General features: G+C 56.5%; 26 protein-coding genes and 1 other RNA gene. 16 read left to right on the top strand and 11 right to left on the bottom strand.

The features are described from left to right. The first annotated feature begins 35 nt into the window (after positions 1–35). The gene (locus IPN28_09145) at positions 36–1,109 is read left to right on the top strand and encodes a hypothetical protein (GenBank protein ID QQS56448.1); all 1,074 of its coding nucleotides are present in this window, start codon (positions 36–38) and stop codon (positions 1,107–1,109) included. A gap of 62 nt (positions 1,110–1,171) precedes the next feature. On the opposite strand, the gene rpmE is transcribed toward IPN28_09145, so the two are convergent. Further along, positions 1,172–1,414 (bottom strand): 50S ribosomal protein L31, encoded by a 243-nt coding sequence (gene rpmE, locus IPN28_09140; protein QQS56447.1) that lies wholly within the window; start codon positions 1,412–1,414, stop codon positions 1,172–1,174. Between the two features lie 128 nt (positions 1,415–1,542). Between rpmE and genX the strand changes: the two genes are divergently transcribed. Then, positions 1,543–2,565 carry an EF-P lysine aminoacylase GenX gene (gene genX / locus IPN28_09135; GenBank protein QQS56446.1) on the top strand — a complete coding sequence of 341 codons (1,023 nt, stop codon included), beginning with the start codon at positions 1,543–1,545 and terminating at the stop codon, positions 2,563–2,565. Here genX and IPN28_09130 read toward each other — a convergent pair. From IPN28_09130 to tkt, 5 genes are all read right to left on the bottom strand, one after another. Then, positions 2,562–3,047, bottom strand: a complete 486-nt coding sequence (locus IPN28_09130) for an EndoU domain-containing protein (GenBank protein ID QQS56445.1) — start codon at positions 3,045–3,047, stop codon at positions 2,562–2,564. The two genes, genX and IPN28_09130, sit on opposite strands and share 4 nt — an antisense overlap. A gap of 78 nt (positions 3,048–3,125) precedes the next feature. After that, on the bottom strand, positions 3,126–4,070 hold the full coding sequence (locus IPN28_09125) for a class I fructose-bisphosphate aldolase (protein QQS58587.1): 945 nt from the start codon (positions 4,068–4,070) through the stop codon (positions 3,126–3,128). A 311-nt stretch (positions 4,071–4,381) separates the two neighbouring features. Next, complete coding sequence (locus IPN28_09120; GenBank protein ID QQS58586.1) at positions 4,382–4,921, bottom strand: winged helix-turn-helix transcriptional regulator; 540 nt, start codon at positions 4,919–4,921, stop codon at positions 4,382–4,384. A gap of 293 nt (positions 4,922–5,214) precedes the next feature. Then, positions 5,215–6,225 carry a type I glyceraldehyde-3-phosphate dehydrogenase gene (gap, locus tag IPN28_09115; GenBank protein ID QQS56444.1) on the bottom strand — a complete coding sequence of 337 codons (1,011 nt, stop codon included), beginning with the start codon at positions 6,223–6,225 and terminating at the stop codon, positions 5,215–5,217. A gap of 18 nt (positions 6,226–6,243) precedes the next feature. Next, positions 6,244–8,229 (bottom strand): transketolase, encoded by a 1,986-nt coding sequence (tkt, locus tag IPN28_09110; protein QQS56443.1) that lies wholly within the window; start codon positions 8,227–8,229, stop codon positions 6,244–6,246. A gap of 235 nt (positions 8,230–8,464) precedes the next feature. Here tkt and IPN28_09105 point away from each other — a divergent pair, with 235 nt between their 5' ends. The 5 genes from IPN28_09105 to IPN28_09085 all read left to right on the top strand — a co-directional run bounded on the left by IPN28_09105 (position 8,465) and on the right by IPN28_09085 (position 10,801). Beyond that, the gene (locus IPN28_09105; protein QQS56442.1) at positions 8,465–8,662 is read left to right on the top strand and encodes a hypothetical protein; all 198 of its coding nucleotides are present in this window, start codon (positions 8,465–8,467) and stop codon (positions 8,660–8,662) included. A 3-nt stretch (positions 8,663–8,665) separates the two neighbouring features. Next, positions 8,666–9,040 carry a cell division protein ZapA gene (locus IPN28_09100; GenBank protein ID QQS56441.1) on the top strand — a complete coding sequence of 125 codons (375 nt, stop codon included), beginning with the start codon at positions 8,666–8,668 and terminating at the stop codon, positions 9,038–9,040. Positions 9,041–9,078: 38 nt separating this feature from the next. Next, positions 9,079–9,253: non-coding RNA, 6S RNA (gene ssrS / locus IPN28_09095), on the top strand. A 162-nt stretch (positions 9,254–9,415) separates the two neighbouring features. Next, a complete protein-coding gene (locus IPN28_09090) occupies positions 9,416–9,964 on the top strand; it encodes a 5-formyltetrahydrofolate cyclo-ligase (GenBank protein QQS58585.1) in 549 nt (182 codons plus the stop codon). Between the two features lie 21 nt (positions 9,965–9,985). Beyond that, entirely contained in the window at positions 9,986–10,801 is an 816-nt protein-coding gene (locus IPN28_09085) for a TIGR00282 family metallophosphoesterase (protein ID QQS56440.1), read from the top strand. On the opposite strand, the gene IPN28_09080 is transcribed toward IPN28_09085, so the two are convergent. Further along, positions 10,798–11,355: a hypothetical protein gene (locus IPN28_09080; protein QQS56439.1), complete on the bottom strand. Its 558-nt coding sequence runs from the start codon at positions 11,353–11,355 to the stop codon at positions 10,798–10,800. The two genes, IPN28_09085 and IPN28_09080, sit on opposite strands and share 4 nt — an antisense overlap. Positions 11,356–11,364: 9 nt before the next feature. After that, on the bottom strand, positions 11,365–11,913 hold the full coding sequence (locus IPN28_09075) for a response regulator (GenBank protein ID QQS56438.1): 549 nt from the start codon (positions 11,911–11,913) through the stop codon (positions 11,365–11,367). A 214-nt stretch (positions 11,914–12,127) separates the two neighbouring features. Here IPN28_09075 and IPN28_09070 point away from each other — a divergent pair, with 214 nt between their 5' ends. Genes IPN28_09070 through tolB form a run of 9 tightly spaced genes read left to right on the top strand, consistent with a single transcriptional unit; the run spans position 12,128 to position 19,156 of the window. Further along, complete coding sequence (locus IPN28_09070; GenBank protein ID QQS56437.1) at positions 12,128–12,883, top strand: YebC/PmpR family DNA-binding transcriptional regulator; 756 nt, start codon at positions 12,128–12,130, stop codon at positions 12,881–12,883. A gap of 9 nt (positions 12,884–12,892) precedes the next feature. Continuing rightward, a complete protein-coding gene (ruvC, locus tag IPN28_09065) occupies positions 12,893–13,396 on the top strand; it encodes a crossover junction endodeoxyribonuclease RuvC (protein ID QQS56436.1) in 504 nt (167 codons plus the stop codon). Further along, on the top strand, positions 13,393–14,019 hold the full coding sequence (gene ruvA / locus IPN28_09060) for a Holliday junction branch migration protein RuvA (protein QQS56435.1): 627 nt from the start codon (positions 13,393–13,395) through the stop codon (positions 14,017–14,019). The genes ruvC and ruvA overlap by 4 nt, the downstream gene beginning before the upstream one ends. Beyond that, positions 14,016–15,092, top strand: a complete 1,077-nt coding sequence (gene ruvB / locus IPN28_09055) for a Holliday junction branch migration DNA helicase RuvB (protein QQS56434.1) — start codon at positions 14,016–14,018, stop codon at positions 15,090–15,092. Before ruvA ends, ruvB begins: the two co-directional genes overlap by 4 nt. A 24-nt stretch (positions 15,093–15,116) precedes the next feature. Beyond that, positions 15,117–15,569, top strand: a complete 453-nt coding sequence (ybgC, locus tag IPN28_09050; protein ID QQS56433.1) for a tol-pal system-associated acyl-CoA thioesterase — start codon at positions 15,117–15,119, stop codon at positions 15,567–15,569. Between the two features lie 6 nt (positions 15,570–15,575). Beyond that, entirely contained in the window at positions 15,576–16,340 is a 765-nt protein-coding gene (gene tolQ, locus IPN28_09045; GenBank protein QQS56432.1) for a protein TolQ, read from the top strand. 23 nt (positions 16,341–16,363) lie between these two features. Further along, a complete protein-coding gene (gene tolR / locus IPN28_09040) occupies positions 16,364–16,810 on the top strand; it encodes a protein TolR (protein QQS56431.1) in 447 nt (148 codons plus the stop codon). A 12-nt stretch (positions 16,811–16,822) separates the two neighbouring features. After that, complete coding sequence (locus IPN28_09035) at positions 16,823–17,770, top strand: hypothetical protein (GenBank protein ID QQS56430.1); 948 nt, start codon at positions 16,823–16,825, stop codon at positions 17,768–17,770. A gap of 51 nt (positions 17,771–17,821) precedes the next feature. Next, positions 17,822–19,156 (top strand): Tol-Pal system protein TolB, encoded by a 1,335-nt coding sequence (gene tolB, locus IPN28_09030; protein ID QQS56429.1) that lies wholly within the window; start codon positions 17,822–17,824, stop codon positions 19,154–19,156. A 140-nt stretch (positions 19,157–19,296) separates the two neighbouring features. On the opposite strand, the gene IPN28_09025 is transcribed toward tolB, so the two are convergent. Genes IPN28_09025 through IPN28_09015 form a run of 3 tightly spaced genes read right to left on the bottom strand, consistent with a single transcriptional unit; the run spans position 19,297 to position 22,393 of the window. Further along, on the bottom strand, positions 19,297–19,776 hold the full coding sequence (locus IPN28_09025) for an RNA pyrophosphohydrolase (GenBank protein ID QQS56428.1): 480 nt from the start codon (positions 19,774–19,776) through the stop codon (positions 19,297–19,299). A 13-nt stretch (positions 19,777–19,789) separates the two neighbouring features. Further along, complete coding sequence (locus IPN28_09020; GenBank protein ID QQS56427.1) at positions 19,790–20,953, bottom strand: divergent polysaccharide deacetylase family protein; 1,164 nt, start codon at positions 20,951–20,953, stop codon at positions 19,790–19,792. A gap of 15 nt (positions 20,954–20,968) precedes the next feature. After that, positions 20,969–22,393 carry a S41 family peptidase gene (locus IPN28_09015; protein ID QQS58584.1) on the bottom strand — a complete coding sequence of 475 codons (1,425 nt, stop codon included), beginning with the start codon at positions 22,391–22,393 and terminating at the stop codon, positions 20,969–20,971. Positions 22,394–22,443: the final 50 nt, after the last annotated feature.

Below are 22,443 nucleotides of genomic sequence, written 5' to 3'. Positions count from 1 at the left end.
TTGCACCTCTTCTTAAAACTCCTGTATTTTAAGCCATGAGAAAAACAATCAGGGGGGTGTTTGCCGGGGTATCGGATGCGGAGGGCGTTCCGCTCATTTCCGTGCCCGATGGTTCGCATGACGTGCGTCCTGTCATGGATGAACTGGCGGATCTGATCCGGGAGCGTAAGGGTGATAAGCCTCTCGTCATTCTTACGGGAGAGGTTCATCATGTGGTTTCGCACGTTCTCCTTCCGCAAATTACCATGCAAGCGGCACGGCTAGCCGACCCCAACTTAAAGATCGCGCATGGGATCGAACGGTCCCATAATCTTATGGATATACTTCTGCGCGACCGTGACGATCGGGAGGTTGTGGCCATACAGACTTTGCCGGAGGCCTATCTTCAGTATGAAAATGCGCCGGGCGCACCCGTGACCCGGCGTAATGTCATGGATTATTGTATCCGGCATCATATCCCTGTCGAGGCCGTCGATGTAGCGGGATCGCCGGACGGGGACGGCAATCTGGACCAGAGCGATCCGGCGACACGGATGCTGGTGGAAAAACACGCACGGCATCTTCTAAGAGAGACGATTCCGGGGAATGAGTCTGAGGGTATGCGTCTTCGCAATATCATGGCGCATAGCCGGATCAAGCGGCATCTTTCAGAGACCGGGGCGGAGGTGTATGTCGTGCCGTATGGTGGGGCGCATCTGATGGGCTGGAAGCGTATGGAAGAACGCAATGAAGGTCCGTTTCCGGCGAACGAGTCGCTGGGGCAGCTTTTTTATAACGATCCCGACGTCGATGTGATGGTTATCTTTCCAAATTATCCCGGATTAGGGACGGAACAAATTCCCGAAGATGTCGATCGCGGGTTACTGGGGAAGACCGTGGTTGTCGACGGGCTCAGCCCACAAGATTACTGGCAGAAAAAAGAGAACCCTGCGGAGGTCAATGCCGAGCTGGGTTTACAGGAGGCGGGGTTCCTGCGCGAAATGGCGAGGCAATCCGGCGGTGCCTTTGAGGTTTCGGACGAGGTGCAGCATATGGTGGCCTTGGCACCGGATGTCGGGACCGATTCTCCCGCCGATTGGGGGGCGAGCGGCCAACGGTTTGAGGGCTGATCTTCCCGAAACACAAAAGCCCCTTTAGCGGGGCTTTTCGCTGGGAATAGCGGAAGGTCGGCTTAGTCTTTCTTCTTGCCTGCTCCAGAGGAGAGGAAGCTCCCGTAGCGGCTTTCGAATTTGTCGAGTTGGCCCTTTTCGATCACCTTGGAGGTTCCGCCCTGCCATGCGGGGTGGGAGAGGGGGTCCACGTCGAGCTTGAGCACGGCGCCGGGCTTGCCGTAAGTGCTGCGCGTCTTGTATTCCGTGCCGTCGGTCATGACGACGGTGATTTCATGGTAATCGGGGTGCGTATCGGCCTTCATAGTCTGGGCTTTCTGTTGTAAAATTCCTGTTTTCGCGTTAATCGCGCATTTCACCTTGAACGAAGAGGCTTTTTAACGTTAAGTCTGGCTGATTGCAAGTGTTTTTTGATCCTCCGGGAGGGTGTTCCTTGTCGTGGTGGCAGCCGCACGAATTCGAGAAAAAGCGGCCTTTTCTGGAGAAAAGGGCTGAAATTGTGCGGGCTTTGCGGGGGTTTTTTGACTCCCGAGGGTTTCTGGAGGTCAGCACCCCGGTTCTGCAGGTCTGCCCGGTCATGGATACGCATATCCATGCGTTTGAGACTTTGCTGAAAAATCCCGATCTGACGCCCGCTAAGGGGCTTTACCTGCAGACCAGCCCGGAATTCGATATGAAGAAACTGATGGTGGCCGGGGTGGAGCGGCTTTACCAGATGTGTCCTGTGTTTCGCAATGCCGAGGGATCACGGCTGCACAGCCCGGAATTCACGATGCTGGAATGGTACCGGGCGCAGGCGGATTATTCCGCGATTATGGAGGATTGCACCGTGCTTTTGCGGCATATTGCCCAGGCGCTGGGAGTTCAGAATTACACCTACAGGGATAAGGTCTGCGACCCGTTTGCGGAGTGGCAAGTGATTTCCGTGGCCGATGCCTTCGCCCATTATGCCGGAATCCCACTGGATGAGGTGCTTGAGGATACGGAGGTTTTTGCGGCGCTTGTCCGAAAGGCTGGCATCCGTGTTGCTGTCGGGGACCGCTGGGACGATCTGTTCTTTGCGGTGCTGGCGGAAAAGATCGAGCCGTATCTTGGGGCGGAGGTTCCGGCGATTCTTTATGATTATCCGGCATCGCTGGCCTCGCTTTCACGGCGGAAACCCTCGAACCCGCGCTATGCCGAGCGGTTCGAACTTTATGTCTGCGGGGTTGAGCTGGCGAATGCGTTCAGCGAGCTGACGGATGCGGCGGAGCAACGGCAGAGATTCGTCGAGGAGATGGCGCTCAAGAAGACGCTTTATAACGAAAGCTATCCGGCGGATGAGGAGTTTCTCAGGGCGCTGGAATATGGGTTGCCGGAATCTGCGGGAATCGCGATGGGGGTGGATCGGCTGGTCATGCTGGCGACGGGTGCGGAGGAGATTTCGCAGGTGTTGTGGGCTCCCGTGCAGGTTTAATCGTTTTTGGCGTTCAGGGGGCAGGGGTTGCGGGGGACGTTGAGCGGGTAGGCGGTGATGATCTGTGATTTATCTTCGTTGAGGACGATGCGGATTTTCAGATTTTCCTCGCGGGCGTTTGCTACGAAATTACCGTTGTCCTGCTGTTTCCATTTTGTCGTTTCGTCGGAGGCGATTTTGTTGATTGTGGAGATGATTTTTTCATCGCTCCAATTTTCGGGGAATTCGCTTTTGCAGGGTTTATTCTGGCCGTGTTTGTGGCCGCCGCCGCTTTCATCGCCATAGAGGATGTGCTTGATGCGCTTTTCAGACAGGCGGATTGAATCTTCATTTGCTCGTTTTACACTGACACCCTCTTCATAAGTCAGGGATGAATAGCTGATGGGCTGAGAGGGCTGTTTTTCCTGCCACTGCGCTGCCAGCGCGGAAATGATAAGCAACAGGAGGGCGCTTAGAATGGCGGTGAGTTGGCGTTTCTTCATACGGCTTTATGTTCTCAAAAATGGATCCCCGCTTGCGCGGGGATGCCGTGATTCATATAAAAAAGCCCTGTGGGGTCTTTAGTTCTTATAGATATCCATGATCTTGTCGAGCAGGGCGACGCTGTCGTTCCAGGGGCGCTGGAAGGCGTTGCGGCCGATGATCGAGCCGTTGCCGCCGCCATCGCGGATGGCCTTGGCATCGTCGAATACGGAGTCCTCGCCCTTGGTCGCGCCGCCGGAGAAGACGACGATGCGGCGGCCATTGAAGCAGGAGCGGACCACTTCGCGGACACGGGCAGTCTGTGTGCTGACGTCGATCTTGGCCTGATCGAAGGCCTTTTGCGCCTCCTTCTGCATGATGTGTTCGGTGGGCAGCTTGACCTTGACGATGTGGGCGCCGAGCAGGCAGGCGATGTGGGCGGCGTATGCGATGACGTCCATCGCGGTTTCGCCCTCTTTCGTGACACCCGAACCGCGGGCATAGGACCAGACAACTGAGGCGAGGCCGACTTCCTTGGCCTGACGGATCATGTCGCGGACTTCCTCGAACATACCGAATTGCTGGTCGGACCCGGGGTAGATGGTGAAACCAACGGCGGAGCAGCCGAGTTCGAGCGCGTCCTTGATGGAGGCGGTCACGGCCTGATTGTGGTCGTTCTTGGCGGTATCAAGGCTGTTGGAGCTGTTGAATTTCAGGATCGTCGGGATCTGGCCCGCGAAGGTGTCGGCTCCGGCCTGAAGCGGACCGAGGGGGGCCGCGTAAGCGTTACAGCCGGTTTCGATGGCCAGCTGATAATGATAATGCGGGTCGTAGGCGTCCGGGTTGACCGCGAAGGAGCGGGCGGGGCCGTGCTCGAAGCCCTGATCGACGGGGAGGATGACCATTTTGCCCGTTCCGGCCAGTTTACCCGTGTTCAGCATACGAACGAGGTTGCCCTTTACGCCTGCGTTTTCGTTTTCGTAGTTGGAAATGATTCTTTTGACCTCGGGTGAGAGGGAGGCGCTTGCCCTTGCTCCGGGCATTTTCTTGATCGCGGTCGTGGCAGACATGGGGCTTCGTCCTTTTCTTGTTCTTGTTACTCGTGTTCCTTGTGCTACAGGCAAAGCGCCGCCTGTATGCGGCTTTCCATGCAGAAAGCCCCCCATGGTATAACCAAAAGCGGTTTACAGAACAAGAAAGAAATTGACGGTCTTAATGGCCGGGAGCCGCTGGGCCGGAGTGAACGAAGTCGGCCAGTTCGGCCACGTTCGTCAGTCCGAAGTCCTTGGTCAGGCTTGGACGTGGCTGGCCATCAAAGACCTCGCCGCATAGATAATGAAAATCAACGTGTGTTTTAGGATTGAGTCGATCCACTTTTTATTACCCCTTCGTCTACGAGCTTGTTGTAAGCCCTATTGTCTGTCGTTGCAGGCCCGTTATACAGGTTGTCCAACACGTCTGCCTTGGAGGCGCTTCCCTTTTCGTAAAGGGTTGCGATAATCCGCGCATCACGCAGGGTTGGTTTATCCTGCTTTAGTATCTTTGTAACACCTTCCAGAAATTTTTTCAAATTCTGATGACTGCCCTGAAAATAATCAAGGCCCGATTCTAAGGCCCGCTTGGAATAACCGCATATTTCCAATGGTTTAGCGCGTCCGTCGTCTTCGGACTCCTGACGCATGATGCAGCCGTAATTGAAGAGCCATTCGATTTCGCGGTTCATTGTGGACTTGTCGATTCCCAGCCGGGCCATGATTTCGGTCTGAGTCGTGCCCTTGTGCTGGTCGATATCGTTGAGAATCATGGCGCGGCGCAGGGAGGAGGAGGGGTCGTTGCCCAGCGCCTCCACAAGATGGTCGATGACAAGGCAGGCCTTCTGGCCCCTTGTGGTCATCGCCCGTTTTGCCTGCTGCCTGAATATCGTCATGGTCTTACTATACGGTCAATCTGCGGGGCGCGTAAACTGTTTCCTGTAAAATTTGTTTATCATCAATCTGTTAGGTGAGCGCGGCGTTCCGAGAAGTTTCCGGGCGGACAAACTAAAAAGCTGGCTCAAGACGAATCTTGAACCAGCTTTGCCACGGAGAACGGTTTAGAACTGACAATCTTATCCAGTTTTGGATTTGAGTCAACGAAAAAAAACACTATTTTTGAAATATTCTTTTAAAGTTTTGATGAAAAAGGAAATTATTTGTATCCTGCCCTGTGCATCGTCAGCGCCGTATCGACCATCCTGCAGGAGAATCCCCATTCATTGTCGTACCAGGCCATGACGCGGACAAAGGTGCCGTCGATGACATTCGTGCCGTTGACGGAGAAATTGGCGGAATAGGGCTCGTGGTTGAAATCGCTGGAAACGAGCGGTTCCTCGTAGTAGCTCAGGATACCCTGCAATTCGCCGTTGGCATATTTTTTGACCGCGTTGTTGATTTCTTCCACCGTGGTCTTGCGGGCGGCGTCGAATTTCAGATCGACCAGCGAGACGTTAGGAACGGGGACGCGGATTGCCACGCCGTCGAGCTTTCCGGCCAGATTCGGAAGAACGGCCCCCAAGGCTTTGGCGGCGCCGGTCGTCGTAGGGATCATGTTGATTCCGGCAGCGCGGGCGCGGTAGGGGTCTTTATGGGAGGCGTCGATAATATTCTGGTCGCCGGTATAGGCGTGGATGGTGGTCATGAAGCCCCTTACGATGCCGATTTCCTTGTCCAGAACATAAGCGAGGGGTGCCAGGCAGTTGGTGGTGCAGGAGCCGTTGGAGACGATGGTATGCTCGGGTTTGATATCCTTGTGGTTGACGCCGTAAACGACGGTGATGTCCTCGCCCTTTGCGGGGGCTGAGAAGAGCACCTTTTTGGCGCCGGCCTTGAGGTGGGTCAATGCCCCCTCGCGGTCGTTGAATTTTCCGGTGCATTCCATGACAATGTCCACATTGTGGTCGCCCCAATGAAGATCTTCCGGTTCGCGGCTACGGAAGCGGTAGACCCGGCGGCCATTGATCTTAATGCCGTCATCGCCACAGCGCTCGACCGTAAAGGGGGCTCGGCCATGAACCGAGTCGAATTTCAGGAGCGGGAAGAAGTTGCCGCCGGGGTCGTTGATGGCGACCAGTTCGATGTCGTCGTGCCCCATTTCGTAGATGGCGCGGCAGACGAGGCGGCCGATGCGGCCAAATCCGTTGATAGCGATCCTGAGGGTCATATTTACTCTCCGTTTTTCTTATTTTTTCCTGCGTTCCAAAACTTTGCCGACCCGTTCAATGACGGATTCGGGGGTGATGCCGAAATGCTTGTAGAGGGTTTCCGCCGGGGCGGATGCGCCAAACCTGTCCATTCCCACGAAAATCCCGTGTCCTCCGATGAAAGTTTCCCAGCCCTGGCGGACTCCGGCCTCGATGGCGACCTTGATGCTGGAATTGCAGACGAGGCTTTCGAAATAGCCGTCTTCCTGCTGAAGGAAGAGTTCGCGGCAAGGGACGGACACGAGGCGGATTTTATGGCCCTCTGCAGCAAAATGATCGAAGGCGGCGAGGCCGACTCCGACTTCCGATCCGGTAGCGAAGATCGTGATTTCAGGCTCTCCGCCGGTGTCTTTTAATATATATGCGCCCTTTGCGCTGAGGTTTTCGGCACGGTCCTCGCAGGCCGGGGGTACGGATTGGCGGGTCAGGGACAGGATGCTCGGCGTTTTTTTTGCGTTCAGGGCGAGTTCCCAGCATTCCGCCGTTTCGATGCCATCGCAGGGGCGGAAAACATAGAGGTTTGGGATGGCGCGCAGGGACGCCAGATGTTCGACGGGCTGATGCGTGGGACCATCTTCGCCGAGGCCAATGGAGTCGTGCGTCATCACGTAGATCACGCGCTGCTTCATCAGGGCGGACAGGCGGATGGACGGGCGGCAGTAATCGGAGAATTGCAGGAAGGTGCCCGAGTAAGGGACGATTCCGCCGTGCAGGGCCATGCCGTTCATGGCGGCGGCCATGCCGTGTTCACGGACGCCGTAATAGATGTAGTTGCCGTTGTAGTCCTTTGACGAGACGATTTTGGAGGACGCAACCTTTGTGTTGACCGATCCCGTCAGGTCTGCGGAACCGCCGATGAGGGCGGGCAGGGCCGGAACGAGTACTTCAAGAACCTTGCCAGAGGCCTGACGCGTCGCAATTATAGGTTTTTCGGCGGCGAAATTCTTTTTAAGCTGCGCGATCAGGGGTGCGACGATATCAGACGTTTCTCCTGAGAGTGCGGCATCGAAAGCCTTTTTGTCTTTTGCATTTTTATGCTTGTCGGTCCAATGCAGGAACGATGTTCCGCCTTGGCGGCCGGCATGGCGCCAGGCGTGCAGGATGTCTTCGGGAATCTCGAATGGATCGTGCGGCCAGCCGAGGTTTTCGCGGGCGCCGCGGATTTCGTCGATCCCGAGCGGGGAGCCGTGGGAGGAGGCCTTGTCCTGTTTGGTCGGTGCGCCAAAACCGATGTGAGTCTTGCAGCAAATGAGGCTGGGCTTTTCGGATGTCTGAGTTGCGGCTATTGCGGATTCGATCTGCGCGAAGTCGTGGCCGTCTACAGACTCGACGTTCCAGCCATAGGCGCGGAAGCGGGCGGGCGTGTCTTCAGTGAAGGCGAGGTCTGTTCCACCGTCGATGCTGATGCCATTATCATCGTAGAGGACAATCAATTTTGAGAGTTTCAGATGTCCGGCCATGGAGGCGGCCTCGTGGCTGATCCCCTCCATGAGGTCGCCGTCGCTGGCGATCACATAGGTGCGGTGGGACACGAGGTCGCTGCCGAAACGGGCGTTGAGTATGCGTTCGGCCAGAGCCATGCCGACGGCATTGGCGAACCCCTGGCCCAAAGGACCGGTCGTCGTTTCTATCCCTGCATCCGGCTGGACTTCGGGGTGGCCCGCCGTGATTGCGTTGAGTTGACGGAAATTCCTGATCTGGTTCAGGGTTATCTTTTCATAACCTGTCAGGTAATTCAGGGCGTACAGGAGCATCGAGCCGTGACCTGCCGAGAGGATGACGCGGTCGCGGTCCGGCCATTGCGGGTGGGCGGGATCGAATTTCAGGAACTTCGTATAGAGCACCGTGGCGATATCGGCGAAACCCATCGGCATCCCGGGATGGCCTGATTTGGCCTTTTCCACAGCATCCATAGAGAGGGCGCGTATGGCGTTAGACATTTGTTTCAGATCGATTTTTGTCATTTTATGGGGTTGCCTGGAAACTGCTGTCTTGCTCATATCCGCCTGCACCCGTGCCCTTTCTGTAAATCCGCGTGTAAAATGCCTTTCCATAGCGCTTAGGTCAAGAGTCCCCTTTCATTTTCCTGTGGTTTAATGATTATTTTTTCAGGGGGTGTCTTGACCCTTTTTTACGCCGCTTCATACTCAGTCTCATTCATGTTTTGGTTTGCAGTGATTCTTTAGGCGAGGGGAACGTATGTCCGCAATCAGGGAAGCTTTGATCAGGCTGGATGAGGCCATCGACCGGCTGGGGGATTCAGCCCTTATTTTGGCCGAGGAGCGCGGGATTGCTGATTCCGCGTCGGACGGCAATGTGATTGACGTGGATTTCGTGGCCGGACGGATCGACCGGGCGATTGCCACGGTCGAGATGCTTTTAGCAGAGGAGGGCTAGGCCATGTCTGAAGTCACCGTACATATCGGGGGGCGCGGCTACAGCCTGTCCTGTGATCCCGGGCAGGAGGACCGCCTCAAGGAGTTGGCGCGGTACGTGGATTCTCGTCTTAAGGAGATTGCTCAGGCCGGGGCGGCCAGCAGCGAGGCTCATCTGTTCGTCCTTACGGCTCTTGTGCTGGCGGACGAGTTGTTCGATTCCAAGGCCATGCTGGGCGAGTTCGAGGACGAAAACGACCAGCTTTCGGCCCGTTTGCGGGAGATCGCCTCCGGGCAGGCGCCCCGCCCCCTCGTTCAGGAGGAGCTGTTCGTCGTGCAGGCGCTGGACCATCTGGCCGGGAAGATCGAGCATATCGCCGAGCGCATCCAGAAAGCTTAGTTTTTCCTTCGATTTTTTATGCTTTACGTGTTAAAGCTAGCGGGCTGCGGGGTGCGTGATACGGCTTTATCCCGGAGGTCGATAATCTTTCGTTCGGGAGCTGTCCCTGTGCAGGATTGACCGGTTCGCCGGGGGATCCCGCATATATGGCGCCCACCTGTTGAAACAGGACCACGGCGGATACCATACGTACACGGCCTTCGCGGCACCTTTTGCTTCCATTCTTCAGCTTGCGCTGCGTTGCTTCGTCGTTCGCGTACCTTATTTGTACGCTTTGCTCCTCGCGCCTTGCCCAAGCTTAAGACTGTCGCAAAAGCGTTTATATCCTTTTTACGAGAGGGACAGTTGAGCGAGATTGCGGAGTTAAAGGCCGAGATGCGGCGGGAAGCGCTGCGGCAGAGGGCCGGGATGAGCGCGGACGCCGATGCGCTGGAGGCTTTTACGGCCCTGTTTTTTCAGCACGTCCCCCTTGAGCCGGAAACTGTTGTCGCCGCTTACTGGCCCAAGGAGCGGGAGTTCGATGTCGGCTTGGTGATTGAGGAGATTCTCAAGCGCGGGTCTGTTTTATGCCTGCCGGTGGTTGAAAAAGACTCCAAAATCCTTACATTCGCGGCGTGGGACGGGCGGGATTCGCTGGTCAAGGGGGCATTCGGGGTCATGCATCCGCCGCTGAATGACGGAACGCGCCGCGTGGAGCCGGATGTGGTGATTGTGCCGTTACTGGCGTTTGACCGGAGAGGTTATCGTCTGGGGTATGGCGGCGGGTATTATGATGCGACGCTGGCGGATTTACGTTCGCGCAAGACAGTACTTGCAGTCGGTGCGGGGTATGCGCTACAGGCTTGCCTGTTCAACCTGCCGACCGATACCCATGACGTACGGCTGGATCTGGTGATCACACCGCAGCAGGCTTATACATATTGAGTAATTAAGGATAATCCACTTATGAGAATTTTGTTTATCGGGGATATCATGGGCCGTGCCGGGCGGGAGGCGCTGGAGGTTTATCTTCCGGGTCTGAAACGCGATCTGGCGCCTGATGTGGTGATCGTCAACGGCGAGAATGCGGCACACGGCAAGGGGATCACGGATAAAATCTGCCAGCAATTTTATGTGCTGGGGGTGGATGTGATTACCAGCGGGAACCATATCTGGGACCAGCGGGAGATCATTCCGTATATCGCCCGCGATCCGAAGTTGCTGCGGCCCGCGAATTTTCCTGACGGGACACCGGGGGCGGGGGTTTACGTTCATACTCTTCAGGACGGGCGGAAGATTGCGGTTGTGAATCTCATGGCGCGGCTGTTTATGGATGCGCTCGATGATCCGTTTGCGTTAATGGAAAAAATATTGCGGGAGAATGTTCTCGGGAAAAGCTGTCAGGCGCTGTTCGTGGATTTTCACGGCGAGGCGACGAGCGAGAAATATTCCTTCGCCCATCATTTCGACGGTCGGGTTTCGGCGGTGATCGGTACGCATACCCATGCGCCGACGGCGGATACGCACATTCTTTCCGGCGGGACAGCTTACCAGAGCGATGCGGGGATGACCGGGGATTACGACAGCGTGATCGGGGTGCGAAAAGATATCGCCATCCAGAGATTTTTGAAGAAGATGCCGGGGGAACCGCTCATACCCGCCAGCGAAAACAAGACATTGTGCGGCGTGTTTATCGTAACCGATGACCGGAGCGGGAAGGCGGTTTCGGTCGATCCGGTGCGGGTGGGGGATACGTTGCCTAACACGGTGCCCAAGGTTTAGAATTCTTCGCCTTCATCGGGCTGGCGGAGGTTGTGTTTATTTTTTTCGAAATAGCGCATACAGGCGTCATTCAAAGCTTCGACGAGTTCGTTGCCATCCTTACCGCCGTCTCCTTTAATTTTGGCTGTTATGACCGTCTTGATGGTGGTGTGGAAGGCCTCGGCGATTTCGAGAGCGTCGAGGTCGATCTTGTCCACGACCTCCAGAAACTGCACGAAGCGGTCGGCAATGCGGGTGACTAGCGGGTAATGGAACATGCCACCGTTGGCCTTGAGCTGGGCGCAGGGGTAGAGGATTCCCGCGATGAGGAATTCGTTATCGTCGTCCGGCTCCGGCTTTTTGGCTCTGACGATACCCTTCATCATGGAGGTCAGGTATATTTCGGCCAGAGGGGCGAAATCAACTGTCGTGTTTTCCAATAATTTTTGTGCCCGATCGAGAATGGCGTCGTTGAGGCCGCCAGAGCCAACTTTCGCCTTAATCATGTTCGGCGGCTTGATGAATTCCGCGTTGCGCTTGGGGCTTTGATTGTAATGCTTGATGTCGGCGGGCATGGCTCTGCTCTATTCCTTATCATCAAGAAAGGCGATATCGTCGGGCATGATCGGGGCGGCCATCGCGGGACGGTCTTCCTTGCGGCGTTTTGGACCCGAGTAGGCCTTCGCTTCCTTACGGCGGCGGTCGGGGCCGAAGAAATCCTCGGAACGCACGAATTGCCGCGGTTTTTCGATCACCTGCACAATGCGACGGTAGAGATCGCGGGCATTGAAAGGCTTGACAAGAAATTCGGTTACGCCGGCGTCGCGGGCGGCGATGACGCGGCGCTTTTCGCTGAATCCCGTCATGAGGATGACGGGGACATAGGGGTTGGGGCTGCGGCGGTCGTTGCGGATGCGGCGGGTGAGGGAAATGCCATCGCAAGGCTGCATCATCCAGTCGGCGATGACCATGTCGGGGTTGCTCTGGCAATAGAGAGTGAAGCCCTGTTCGCCGTCCATGGCGGTATAAATGGTTCCGACACCGAAAGTCTGCAGGATGGATTTGGCCAATTCCAGCATGGGCTGGTTGTCCTCAACCACCAGAACCTTCAATGTTTCAAAACGATAGGCCATTCGTGAATGTCTTTTTCTGCCCTGCCTGCCTGAATTGATCTATTATCGTTTGCAGCGTCTGAAAAAAAAAGCCGCAGACGGTTAAAGATCAGACTTTTCAACAGTCTTGGCTCTCCTTATACTTTGGCGCCGTCATTACCATGCCATTGTTGCCCTGAAAGCCTAATATTTTCTTAATTCGGGGTCTTTGGTTTTTTTATAGAGGAGCAGCGCAATGGCCGGCCATTCCAAATATGCCAATATCAAGCACCGCAAGGGGGCGCAGGATGCCAAGCGGGCGAAAGTCTTTTCCAAGCTGGGGCGGGAGATTACGGTCGCGGCCAAGCTGGGCGGGGCGGACCCGGCAATGAACCCAAGGTTGCGGCTGGCGATTGCCACCGCCCGCGGGCAGTCCATGCCGAAGGATGGGATTGAGCGGGCGATCCTGAAAGGTGCAGGGGGAGCAGACGCCGAGAATTACGACCAGATCCGTTATGAGGGCTATGCGCCGGGTGGGGTGGCGGTGATTGTCGAGTGTCTGACCAATAATAAAAATCGGACGGCGGGGGAAGTGCGGACAATTTTCAGCAAGAATGAGGGGGAGCTTGGCGCTACGGGGTGCGTGAATTTCATGTTCGACCGGATCGGGGAGATATTCTATCCCGCTTCCAAAGCCAGTGCCGAGCAGATGTTCGAGGCGGTGCTGGAAGCCGGGGCCGACAATGTCGAAAGCAGCAGCGAGGGGCATGAGATTACCTGCGCTCCTGATCAGTTCGGAAATGTGCGCTGGGCGCTGGAGGAAAAGTTCGGGGAACCGGAGAAAGGCGGGCTGGTCTGGCGCCCCAATGTGACGATCCCCGTTTCGGAGGAGGTGGCGAAGGACGTCATCGCGCTCATCGAGGCTCTGGAGGATAATGACGATGTGCAGAGCGTGACTGCAAACTTCGAGCTTTCAGATGAAATCATGGAGAAACTTCTGGCTTCGGGTTAGACTCGGGCCATGCTGATTCTGGGAATCGATCCGGGCCTGCAGAAAACGGGCTGGGGACTTGTCGACATTAACGGCCATACCCTGCGCTTTCGCGGGTGCGGTCTGATCAAAACAGACGCCGGACATAGCGCAGCGCGGCGGCTCGCCTTCCTGCATGAGGGGCTTTCCGAAATTATTAAAACCCATCAGCCGCAGAGTGCGGCGATCGAGGAGACGTTCGTCAACACGAATGCCTTATCCGCGTTGAAACTGGGGCAGGCGCGGGGGGTTCTGATGGCTGTTCCTGCGCTGTTCGGGCTGGAGGTCGCGGAATATGCCGCGAATACGGTCAAAAAATCCGTCACAGGGTCGGGTCATGCCGCGAAAAACCAGATCCAGATGATGGTGCGGCGGCTGCTTCCGGCTTGTGGACCGATTGGCGCGGATGAGGCGGATGCGCTTGCGGTGGCGATTTGTCACGCGCATTATGGGGAGTGGAACAAAAGAACAACAAAGAGTAAAGGCGCGTCATGATCGGCAAGCTTTCCGGTGTTATTGACTCCTTCGGCAAGGATCATCTCATTCTCGATGTCGGCGGCGTGGGGTATCTGGTGCAGGCCAGCGGGCGGACCTTGTCGCGGATCGGGCAGGCGGGCGATCCCGCCGCGCTTTTGATCATCACGCAGGTCCGCGAAGACGCTATTACGCTGTTCGGGTTTGCGGAGGCAGCGGAGCGCGAATGGTTCAGGCTTCTGACCAGCGTGCAGGGGGTTGGCGCGAAAGTCGCCATGGCGATTTTGAGCGTTTGTCCGCCGGATCGGCTTGGATTTGTCATTGCCTCGCAGGATAAGGCGGCGCTGACGCAGGCGGACGGGGTGGGGCCGAAGCTGGCGGCGCGTTTGCTGACGGAACTTAAGGACAAGGCCGGGAAGGTTGAGCTTTCGCCGGAGAGTGTTGCGCGGACAAAGGTTTCGGGTGGTGAAGCTACTGGCGACAATGTTGTCGATCAGGATGCGGTTTCGGCGCTGACCAACCTCGGTTATGCACGGACGGAGGCTTTTGCCGCCGTGATGGTTGCTAAAAGCAAAGCGAACGATAATGAGCAGGGGAATCTGCAGAGCCTGATCCGGCTGGCGTTGAAGGAGCTGAGCGTATGAGCGGACAGGACGCGCAGAAGAAAATTCGGAATCAGGATGTTGTCGCTGTTTCGCAGGAGGCCGAGCCGCCGCAGGAGATGGCGTTGCGTCCGGCGACTTTGTCTGAATTTATCGGGCAGCAGAGTCTGTGCGAAAATTTGCGGGTGTTTATCCACTCGGCGCGGGCGCGCAAGGAGGCGATGGATCATGTTTTATTATTTGGTCCTCCGGGCTTGGGGAAAACTACACTGGCACAGATCGTGTCGCGTGAACTCGGCGTGGGTTTCAGGGCGACGTCCGGTCCGGTGATCGTTAAATCCGGCGATCTTGCCGCTCTTCTTACTAACCTCCAGCCGTTCGATGTTTTATTCATTGATGAAATTCACCGTTTGAATCCTGCCGTGGAGGAGATTTTATATCCGGCGATGGAGGACGGGAAGCTGGACCTCATTATCGGTGAGGGGCCGGCGGCGCGGTCGATCCAGATTGAGTTGGCGCCTTTTACTCTGATCGGGGCGACGACGCGCAGCGGGTTGTTGACCGGGCCGCTGCGGGATCGGTTTGGAATTCCGCTGCGGCTGGAATTTTACGGGCCGGAGGATTTGACTCTGATCGTTTCGCGCACGGCGCGTTTGCTGGATATTCCGATTACTGCGGACGGGGCGTTGGAGATTGCGCGGCGCTCACGGGGAACGCCCAGGATTGCGGGGCGGCTGACGCGGCGTGTTCGGGATTTTGCGTTGGCTTTAAAATCTGCTGCGATGGATGCGAAGCTTGTCGATCTCGCCTTGACGCGGCTGGATGTCGATGCCAGCGGTCTTGACTCTATGGATCGACGTTATCTGCGGTGCATCGCGGAGCATTACAGCGGCGGACCGGTCGGGGTGGAGACGCTCTCGGCGGCCTTGTCCGAACAGCGCGATATGATTGAGGATGTGATCGAGCCTTACCTCATGCAACAAGGGTTCGTGCAGAGAACTCCGCGGGGGCGGATGCTGGCGGGGAAGGGGTACACAACTTTGGGATTGACTGCGCCCCGAGGCGTTACGCAACCCGATCTGCTTGATCCCGATGTTGATGAATCTGTTGATTAAGTGTTATAACTTCGCCGGATCCCCATGAAACATAAAATCCCCCTCCGCGTTTATTATGAAGATACCGATGCCGGGGGCGTCGTGTATCATGCCAATTTCCTCAAATTCGCCGAGCGGGGGCGGACGGAGTTTTTGCGGGCTGTCGGGTTTGAAAATACAGAGCTGAAAAAAAACAAAGGAATGATCTTTGTCGTTCGTCGTATAGAGGTCGATTATCACAAGCCCGCCTTTCTGGATGATCTCCTTATTATGCAAAGCTCTATTGAGACCATGAAAAACACCAGTTTTACGATGCATCAGTCGGTTTTCCGCGAAAAAGCGGCTGAAAACGGCCTTAGTGAAGAGGAATTGATTTGTGACATGCACGTCGTCTTGGTATGTGTAGATACGGAAAAAATCCAGCCTGTGCGCCTTCCCGAGGAAGTCCGTCAGGCCTTTATGAACTACAAGGAAAACCATCTTTTTACCGGAGACTGACACACTATGGCATCTGATATTGCGGCGGAAAATCTAGGCGAATTCACGGCGGCGGATATGAGCGCGATTGCGTTGTTCATGAACGCGGATCTTGTGGTGAAGTGCGTCATTCTCGTTCTTGTCTTCGCGTCGATCTGGTCTTGGGCGATCATTATGTCCAAGCGCGGGCAGCTGGCCAAGCTGAACCGACGGGCGGATCGTTTCGAGGATTCATTCTGGTCAGGTGAGCCGCTGGACAAGATTTACGAGCGCGTGAAAAAGAGCAAGGACGATCCGATGCTGCATACGTTCGCCGCGGGGATGGATGAGTGGAAGGCGGGGGTCGTTGGCGGTTTACCCGCACGGGAGAGTTTGCAAGCCAGCCTCAAGCAGCGGGTCGAGCGGTCGATGTCGGTCATGATCGGGCGGGAGATGAACAAGCTGGAGCGCGGGATGACGTTCCTGGCCAGCGTGGCGTCCTCGGCCCCTTTTATCGGCCTGTTCGGAACGGTTTGGGGGATCATGCACAGTTTTCAGCAGATCGCCAACACCAACAACACGAGCCTTGCGGTCGTCGCGCCGGGGATCGCGGAGGCGCTGTTTGCCACGGCGCTTGGGCTTGTCGCGGCTATTCCCGCTTCTGTGGCCTATAACTTTTTGAACAGCCGTCTGAACCGTTATGCGGATCGGCTTGAGGCGTTTACGGACGAGTTTTCGGCTATTCTCTCACGGCATATGGATAATCAGGATGCCGGGAAGATTCCCAATGGCGGCAGCAAGCGCGTGGCGTAAAGACGAGAAGAAGGATTTTTGCTATGGCGATGATGATTTCAGGCGGTTCGGGTTCCTCGCGCAGGCGGCGGCGGTCGAGTTCCGCGGGGGCGATTTCGGAGATCAACGTCACGCCGCTGGTCGATGTTATGTTGGTGCTGCTGATTATTTTCATGGTCGCGGCGCCGCTCCTGACCGCCGGGGTGCAGGTCGATCTGCCGAATTCCAAGGCCAAGCCGGTCGAAAACCCCGACAGCAAGCCGATCGAAATCAGCGTGAACAAAGAGGGCAAGATTTTCATCGGGGAGACGGAAACCAATAACGATAATCTGGTCGGGCTTCTGACCGGGATGCTGGAGGGGAACGAGGAGGCTCGGATTTATATTCGTGCCGACCGCGAATTGCCTTACGGCGAGGTTTCAAAACTCATCGGGCTGGTGAGTGCTGCCGGATTTACCAAGGTGGCTCTGGTCTCGCAGCCGGAACAGTAGGGGGCTATTGCCGTGAACGCCGCCGTTGCAACGATGCATTACCGGCCGCCGGAGGAGGATCACCCCTTTGCCGGGATGACATCGCCGCTGGTGGGGTCTGTGCTTTTGCATCTCAGCGTTCTGTTGCTCGGGATCGTGACGCTGCCTTATCTGACGCCGCCGCCGATTATCATGCCTTCGGCTGTGACCGTGGAGATGGTGGATATCACCGAGATCGCGCAGACGGATTTCATGGCGCCGCCGAACAAGCCGGAGGAGGTGAGCGAGGAGACGCCGACGGCCACGCCTGAACCCGTCTATAACAACGAAGAGTCGCCGCCCGTTCTGGAGACGCCGAAGGAGCCGGAGATCGCCGAGGAGGTGCCCGCGCCGCCCGTCGAGAAGCCGGAGCCGCAGGAGCAGATTCCTTTGCCTGAGGATACCGTTCCCGCCCCGATTCCCAAAACGAAGCCCAAGCCGCCGAAGCCTGTTGTTGAAAAGGTTCAGGACAAGCCGAAAGAGAAGCCTGCGGAAAAACCAAAACGTGATCTGAGCAGTTTGCTCAAAGATATTTCACCGGATGATAAGAAGGACCGGACTCTGGATCAGATTTTGTCTGAATCCACTAGTAAATCGTCCAAGCCGTCGCAGATTGCGTCTCTTGGTTCCGAGATTACGGCCAGCGAGATTGATGCGATCAAGCGCGGCATCCAGCCGTGCTGGAACATCGACCCCGGTGCGGAGGGCATCCAGAATATGAAAGTGACTGTGCGTGTTCACGTTGGGCCGGATTTTGTTGTCAAAAGGGTCGAGATTCTGGATGGGGGGCTTTACGGTTCCGATCCCAAATTTAACAGTTTTGCCAGTTCTGCCCGCAACGCCCTGTTGAATCCGCAATGTTCGCGGCTTAATATTCCGCCCGACAAATACGAGCAGTTCAAGGTGTTCAGGGCTACATTTGATCCCAGAGGCATGATATAGAATTCTGGTATGCCCGATTCTTTTTCTGTGTTTTATAAACCATTTCAAGGGATGGCCATGTTTTTACGCTCAATCAGACTTTTTGCCGTGTTTTCACTCGTCGTCATGCTGTCGGCTTTTCCTGCGTTCGCGCAGGAAACGGAGATCGTCATTGACCGTCCCAACATGAAGCCACGACCCATCGCGATCAGCAGTTTTTTTGCTGACTCTGCCGATAGTGAGCGCTTGGCCGCCGATATTCCGGGGATCGTGACCGCGAACCTTGAGCGGTCGGGCCTGTTTGCCCCGATCAACCCACGGTCGTTCGTGCAGGCTCCGGCTTCTATTGAGCAGGAAGGTGTGCGGTTTGCCGAGTGGCGGGCGACGGGCGCCGAAGCTCTGGTCACCGGACGCGTCACGCGGGCGGGCAACGGGCAGTCGCGGGTCGAGTTCCGGCTGTGGGACGTGTTCAACCAGCAGCAGCTCATCGGCATGGCGTACACGACGACGGATGCTAATTGGCGGCGGATCGCGCATATCATGTCGGATGAAATCTATAAGCGGATTACGGGCGAGGGTGCCTATTTCGACAGCCGCGTGGTTTATGTTTCCGAATACGGTCCCGCCAACAAGCGGATCAAGCGTCTGGCGATCATGGATCAGGACGGCGCGAACCATAAATATCTGACCGACGGGTCTTATCTGGTGCTGACTCCGCGCTTTTCTCCGGAGACGCAGCGGATCACGTATTTGTCCTATCAGGGCGGGAAGCCGCGCGTGTTTCTTTATGACCTTGGTTCCGGGCGGCATACGGAGTTGGGCACGTTTCCGGGTATGACGTTTGCGCCGCGCTTTTCCCCCGATGGGCGGCGGATCATCATGAGTCTTGCGCGGGGCGGGAACACGGATATCTACGTCATGGATGTCGGGTCGCGGAATCCTGTGCGGATCACCAATACGCCGGGGATCGATACTGCGCCCTCCTATTCTCCTGATGGAAGTCAGATCGTGTTCGAATCCGACCGGGGCGGATCGCAGCAGCTTTATGTTATGAGCGCGGACGGATCAGGTGCGAAGCGCATCACCTTCGGCAAGGGGCGGTATGCCAGTCCGGTGTGGTCACCGCGCGGAGACTGGATTGCCTTCACGCGGATGTATCAGGGCAAGTTCTATATCGGGGTGATCCGTGCGGACGGGACGGGCGAACGCCTGATCTCCAATGCCTATCACGTCGAGGGGCCGAGCTGGTCGCCCAACGGGCGTGTCCTGACATACTTCAAGGAGACGCCGGCGGGGGGCAGCCGTTCGGCGAAGCTTTATACCATCGATATCACGGGGTATAACGAGCGGGTTCTCAAGACTCCCCGCGATGGGTCCGATCCAGCTTGGTCGCCGATTAACCCTTAAATCAAAGCTTTTCTAAAGAACTGCAAACAAGGGCTTTCTGCGCTTCCGCTTCTCAAATACCTTAAGTATTCTGCGATGCGGTTCTCGAAAGCCCTTGTTTTCGCTGACTTTATAAAAGCTGTAAGTTTTTGTAGCCGTAACTAAACAAGGTCGGCGAACATTTCGATGATCTGGCGGTAAGTGTCGCGCTTGAAGGGAACGATGAGGTCGATCGTCTCCTTTAGTCTGACCCATTGCCAGTTGGAGAATTCCGGCGGATCGTGGGCAGTCAGGCAAATGTCGCTGTCCTGTCCGGTGAATTTTGCGGCGACCCAGGTCTGTTCCTGCCCTTTATAGGTTCCGTCCCAGAGTTTCTGACGGGTGCTTTCGGGCAGGTCGTAGCGTAATTTTTTTTCGGCGATGCGGATGATTTCGGCTTGGGCTGTGCCGATTTCCTCGAAGAGTTCGCGCAGGGCTGCGCCCTTGATATCCTCGTCGAAGTCTATGCCGCCCTGCGGCATCTGCCAGGCGCCGGGGGTGTCGATGCGTTCGCCGACGAAGACTTTTTTTTCTGTGTTCAGAAGAACGATACCGACGCAGGGGCGGTAGGGTAGTGAAGAGGTGCTTTTTTTTGCGGGCATCGTTATTTCCCCTTTAGTGCAGGGCGGTCTGGGGCGGCTCCGGCTCGATATGGTCGGAGGTGTCCAGATGGTGGGGGGTGAGTGTTTCGGCGTGACCGGAGGTGCCAACGGTTCCGCCCTTCTGGATTTCAGCCAGTGAAGAGACGGGGACCAGAACGAAGCCTTTCTGGTTCAACGATTTGAGCCAAAGTTCGAGCATTTTAGTCTGCTGCGGGTAGGCGGGCATGACCCCCAGGGCGTAGCCCTTTTCACGGGCGGTTTTTTCCAGAGATTCAAAGGAATTTTCGCCCTGCGGCCTGACAATCCACATATCCGCCTTTAGTCCTGGAACGCCGGCTTTCAGGGTGACGCCCTGCAGATAGTCTGCAGCGGCGGGGTTGAGTTCGAGATAGGCGAGGCCGCGTTCCAGACCGCTTTGGAAAACGGCGCGGAAATTTTTTTGCGCCATCAGGAAAGAGTCGTCGAGAAAGCTGGCGAGGCCGACATAGCCGGTGGTGCGGGCCATGGACCAGTAGAGCCTGTTCCTGTTGCTGTCCACGTCATCGCGGATCAGAAGGGCGGCAGGGCCGGGGTCGGCATGGGCGATGTTTTTGCTTTCCGCGGGGATGTTGAGCCAAGTTTCATGTCCCTTTTTGCGGGAGAGTTCGCGCCATGTATCAGGCGATTGCGCGTAGGGGCTCAGCAGCAAGCTGATTTCCGCTGGTATGGATTCAAGCGCCGCCTTGGCGTTTTTGGGAGAGAGGCCGATATCAGTCAGAAGAATGGCTATAGACGGTTTCTTTGAGTCCAGCGGCGGCGGCGGGCGTTTATAGGCGGCGAAGCTGGTCATACCGTCATGCTGGCGGAGGAGGGGAAGCTTGCCGTAGTCGGTTTCTTCGAACAGCCCGCTGACCGGGGATTTTATCAGTGCGGTTTCAGGATCGGCTTCCGGTTGGGGCGCCTGTGCGTGATCTTTATGTGTCTCCTCTGATGTTCTCTCTTCTTCCGGTGTATAGAGCAGCACCTTGTGGCTGGCCAGAACGGATTCCATTTTTTCGTAGGTTCCGGCGGCGTTGACGAGGGCGTAAAAATAAAGCGCGAGAAAAAAGAAGATGACGAGACCCAAGCCGGCCGCGAGAGACTTTTTGTCGAAGTCCTGAATCCGGGGCGCCGTGATGGAGGGGAGCTTCACGCGCACACTTCGGGTTCCTTTCTACTCGTTCGCTGCTGCGGGTGGCTTATAGAGGGAGAGGCCGCTCAGAAGATCCAGGGCGCGGGCGAGTTGGTAGTCTTCGGCCTCCTCCTCGCCCTCCTTATCGGCATTTTTGGAATCCTTCGGGTTCTTGTTGTCGTTGGCTGGGTCTTTTGCGGAATTTTCATCCTCGTTCAGTGAAGATGGCGCCGGAGATTTTTCTGGCTCACTCTTCTTTTTGTCCTGCTCGGATTTTTTGGCGTTTTCCTTGTCCAGAGCGCCGTGCAGGTCGGCCTCACGCAGGCGGGAAGTGCTGTTAAAGGCCTCTACCCTGGCTTGCTCGACTAGAATGTCGGGTTCGATGCCTGTGGCCTGAATAGAGCGGCCCGAGGGCGTGTAGTAACGGGCGGTGGTCAGGCGCATCGCGCCGTGGCCGGGCAGGGGGATGACGGTCTGCACCGACCCCTTGCCGAAGGATTTGGTGCCGAGAACGATGCCTCGCTTGTGGTCCTGCAACGCGCCGGAGACGATTTCGGAGGCCGAGGCCGAACCGCCGTTGATGAGGATCACGATGGGCAGGCCGTTAGCAATGTCGCCAGCGGTTGCATTATCGCGCTTGGTGTCGTCTTCCTGGCGGCCGCGGGTGGAGACAATCTCGCCGGTCTCAAGGAAGTCGTCGGACACGGCAATCGCCTGATCGAGCAGACCGCCGGGATTGTTCCTGAGATCCAGCACATAGCCGATCAGTTTGCTTCCGAGCTGCTTCTTGATGTCTTCGACCGCTTCCCGGACGCCCTCGTCCGTGTTCTGGCTGAACTGGGTGATGCGGATGTAGCCGGCGTTGCCCTCGACACGGTGGCGGACACTTTTGATATTGATAACATCGCGGGTCAGGGTGACCTCTATGGGCGCTTCCATATTCTCGCGGTGAATTTCAAGGTCGATCGTCGTGCCGATCTTGCCGCGCATCATTTTCACGGCATCGCTCAAGGTCAGGCCCATCACGGCCTCCCCGTCGATTTTCACGATATAGTCGCCGGCCTGAATTCCGGCGCGGAAAGCGGGTGTCTCGTCGATGGGGGAGACAACCTTCACGAGGCCGTTTTCCATCGTTACTTCTATGCCCAGGCCGCCGAACTGTCCGCGGGTTTCGACTTTCATTTCGTTAAAACGCTCCTCGTTCAGATAGGAGGAGTGGGGGTCGAGGCTGGAGAGCATCCCGTTCACGGCGTATTCGATCAAATCCTTGTCGGCCACTTCCTCGACATATTCGGAACGGACGCGCTCGAAGACGTCACCGAACAAGTTGAGGTATTTATAGGTTTCGCTGTAGTTTTTGGCTTTTTCCTCGGGTTTTTTATCGGACGCGGGTTCTTCCTTTTGCGGTTCTTCGGTTGGCTGCGGATCCTCCTGTGCCTGCGATTGAACAAGCGAAGCTGTTCCCAACAGCAGGAGGGTCAGAGCCAGAAGGATACGCGGAAAAAATTTTGTATTCA

This window comes from Alphaproteobacteria bacterium (assembly GCA_016699735.1).
In the GTDB taxonomy this organism is placed as follows: Bacteria; Pseudomonadota; Alphaproteobacteria; order Micavibrionales; family Micavibrionaceae; genus JAGNKE01.
Note: the sequence above shows the minus strand (reverse complement) of the source record. Positions and strands in the feature narration are given on the sequence as shown.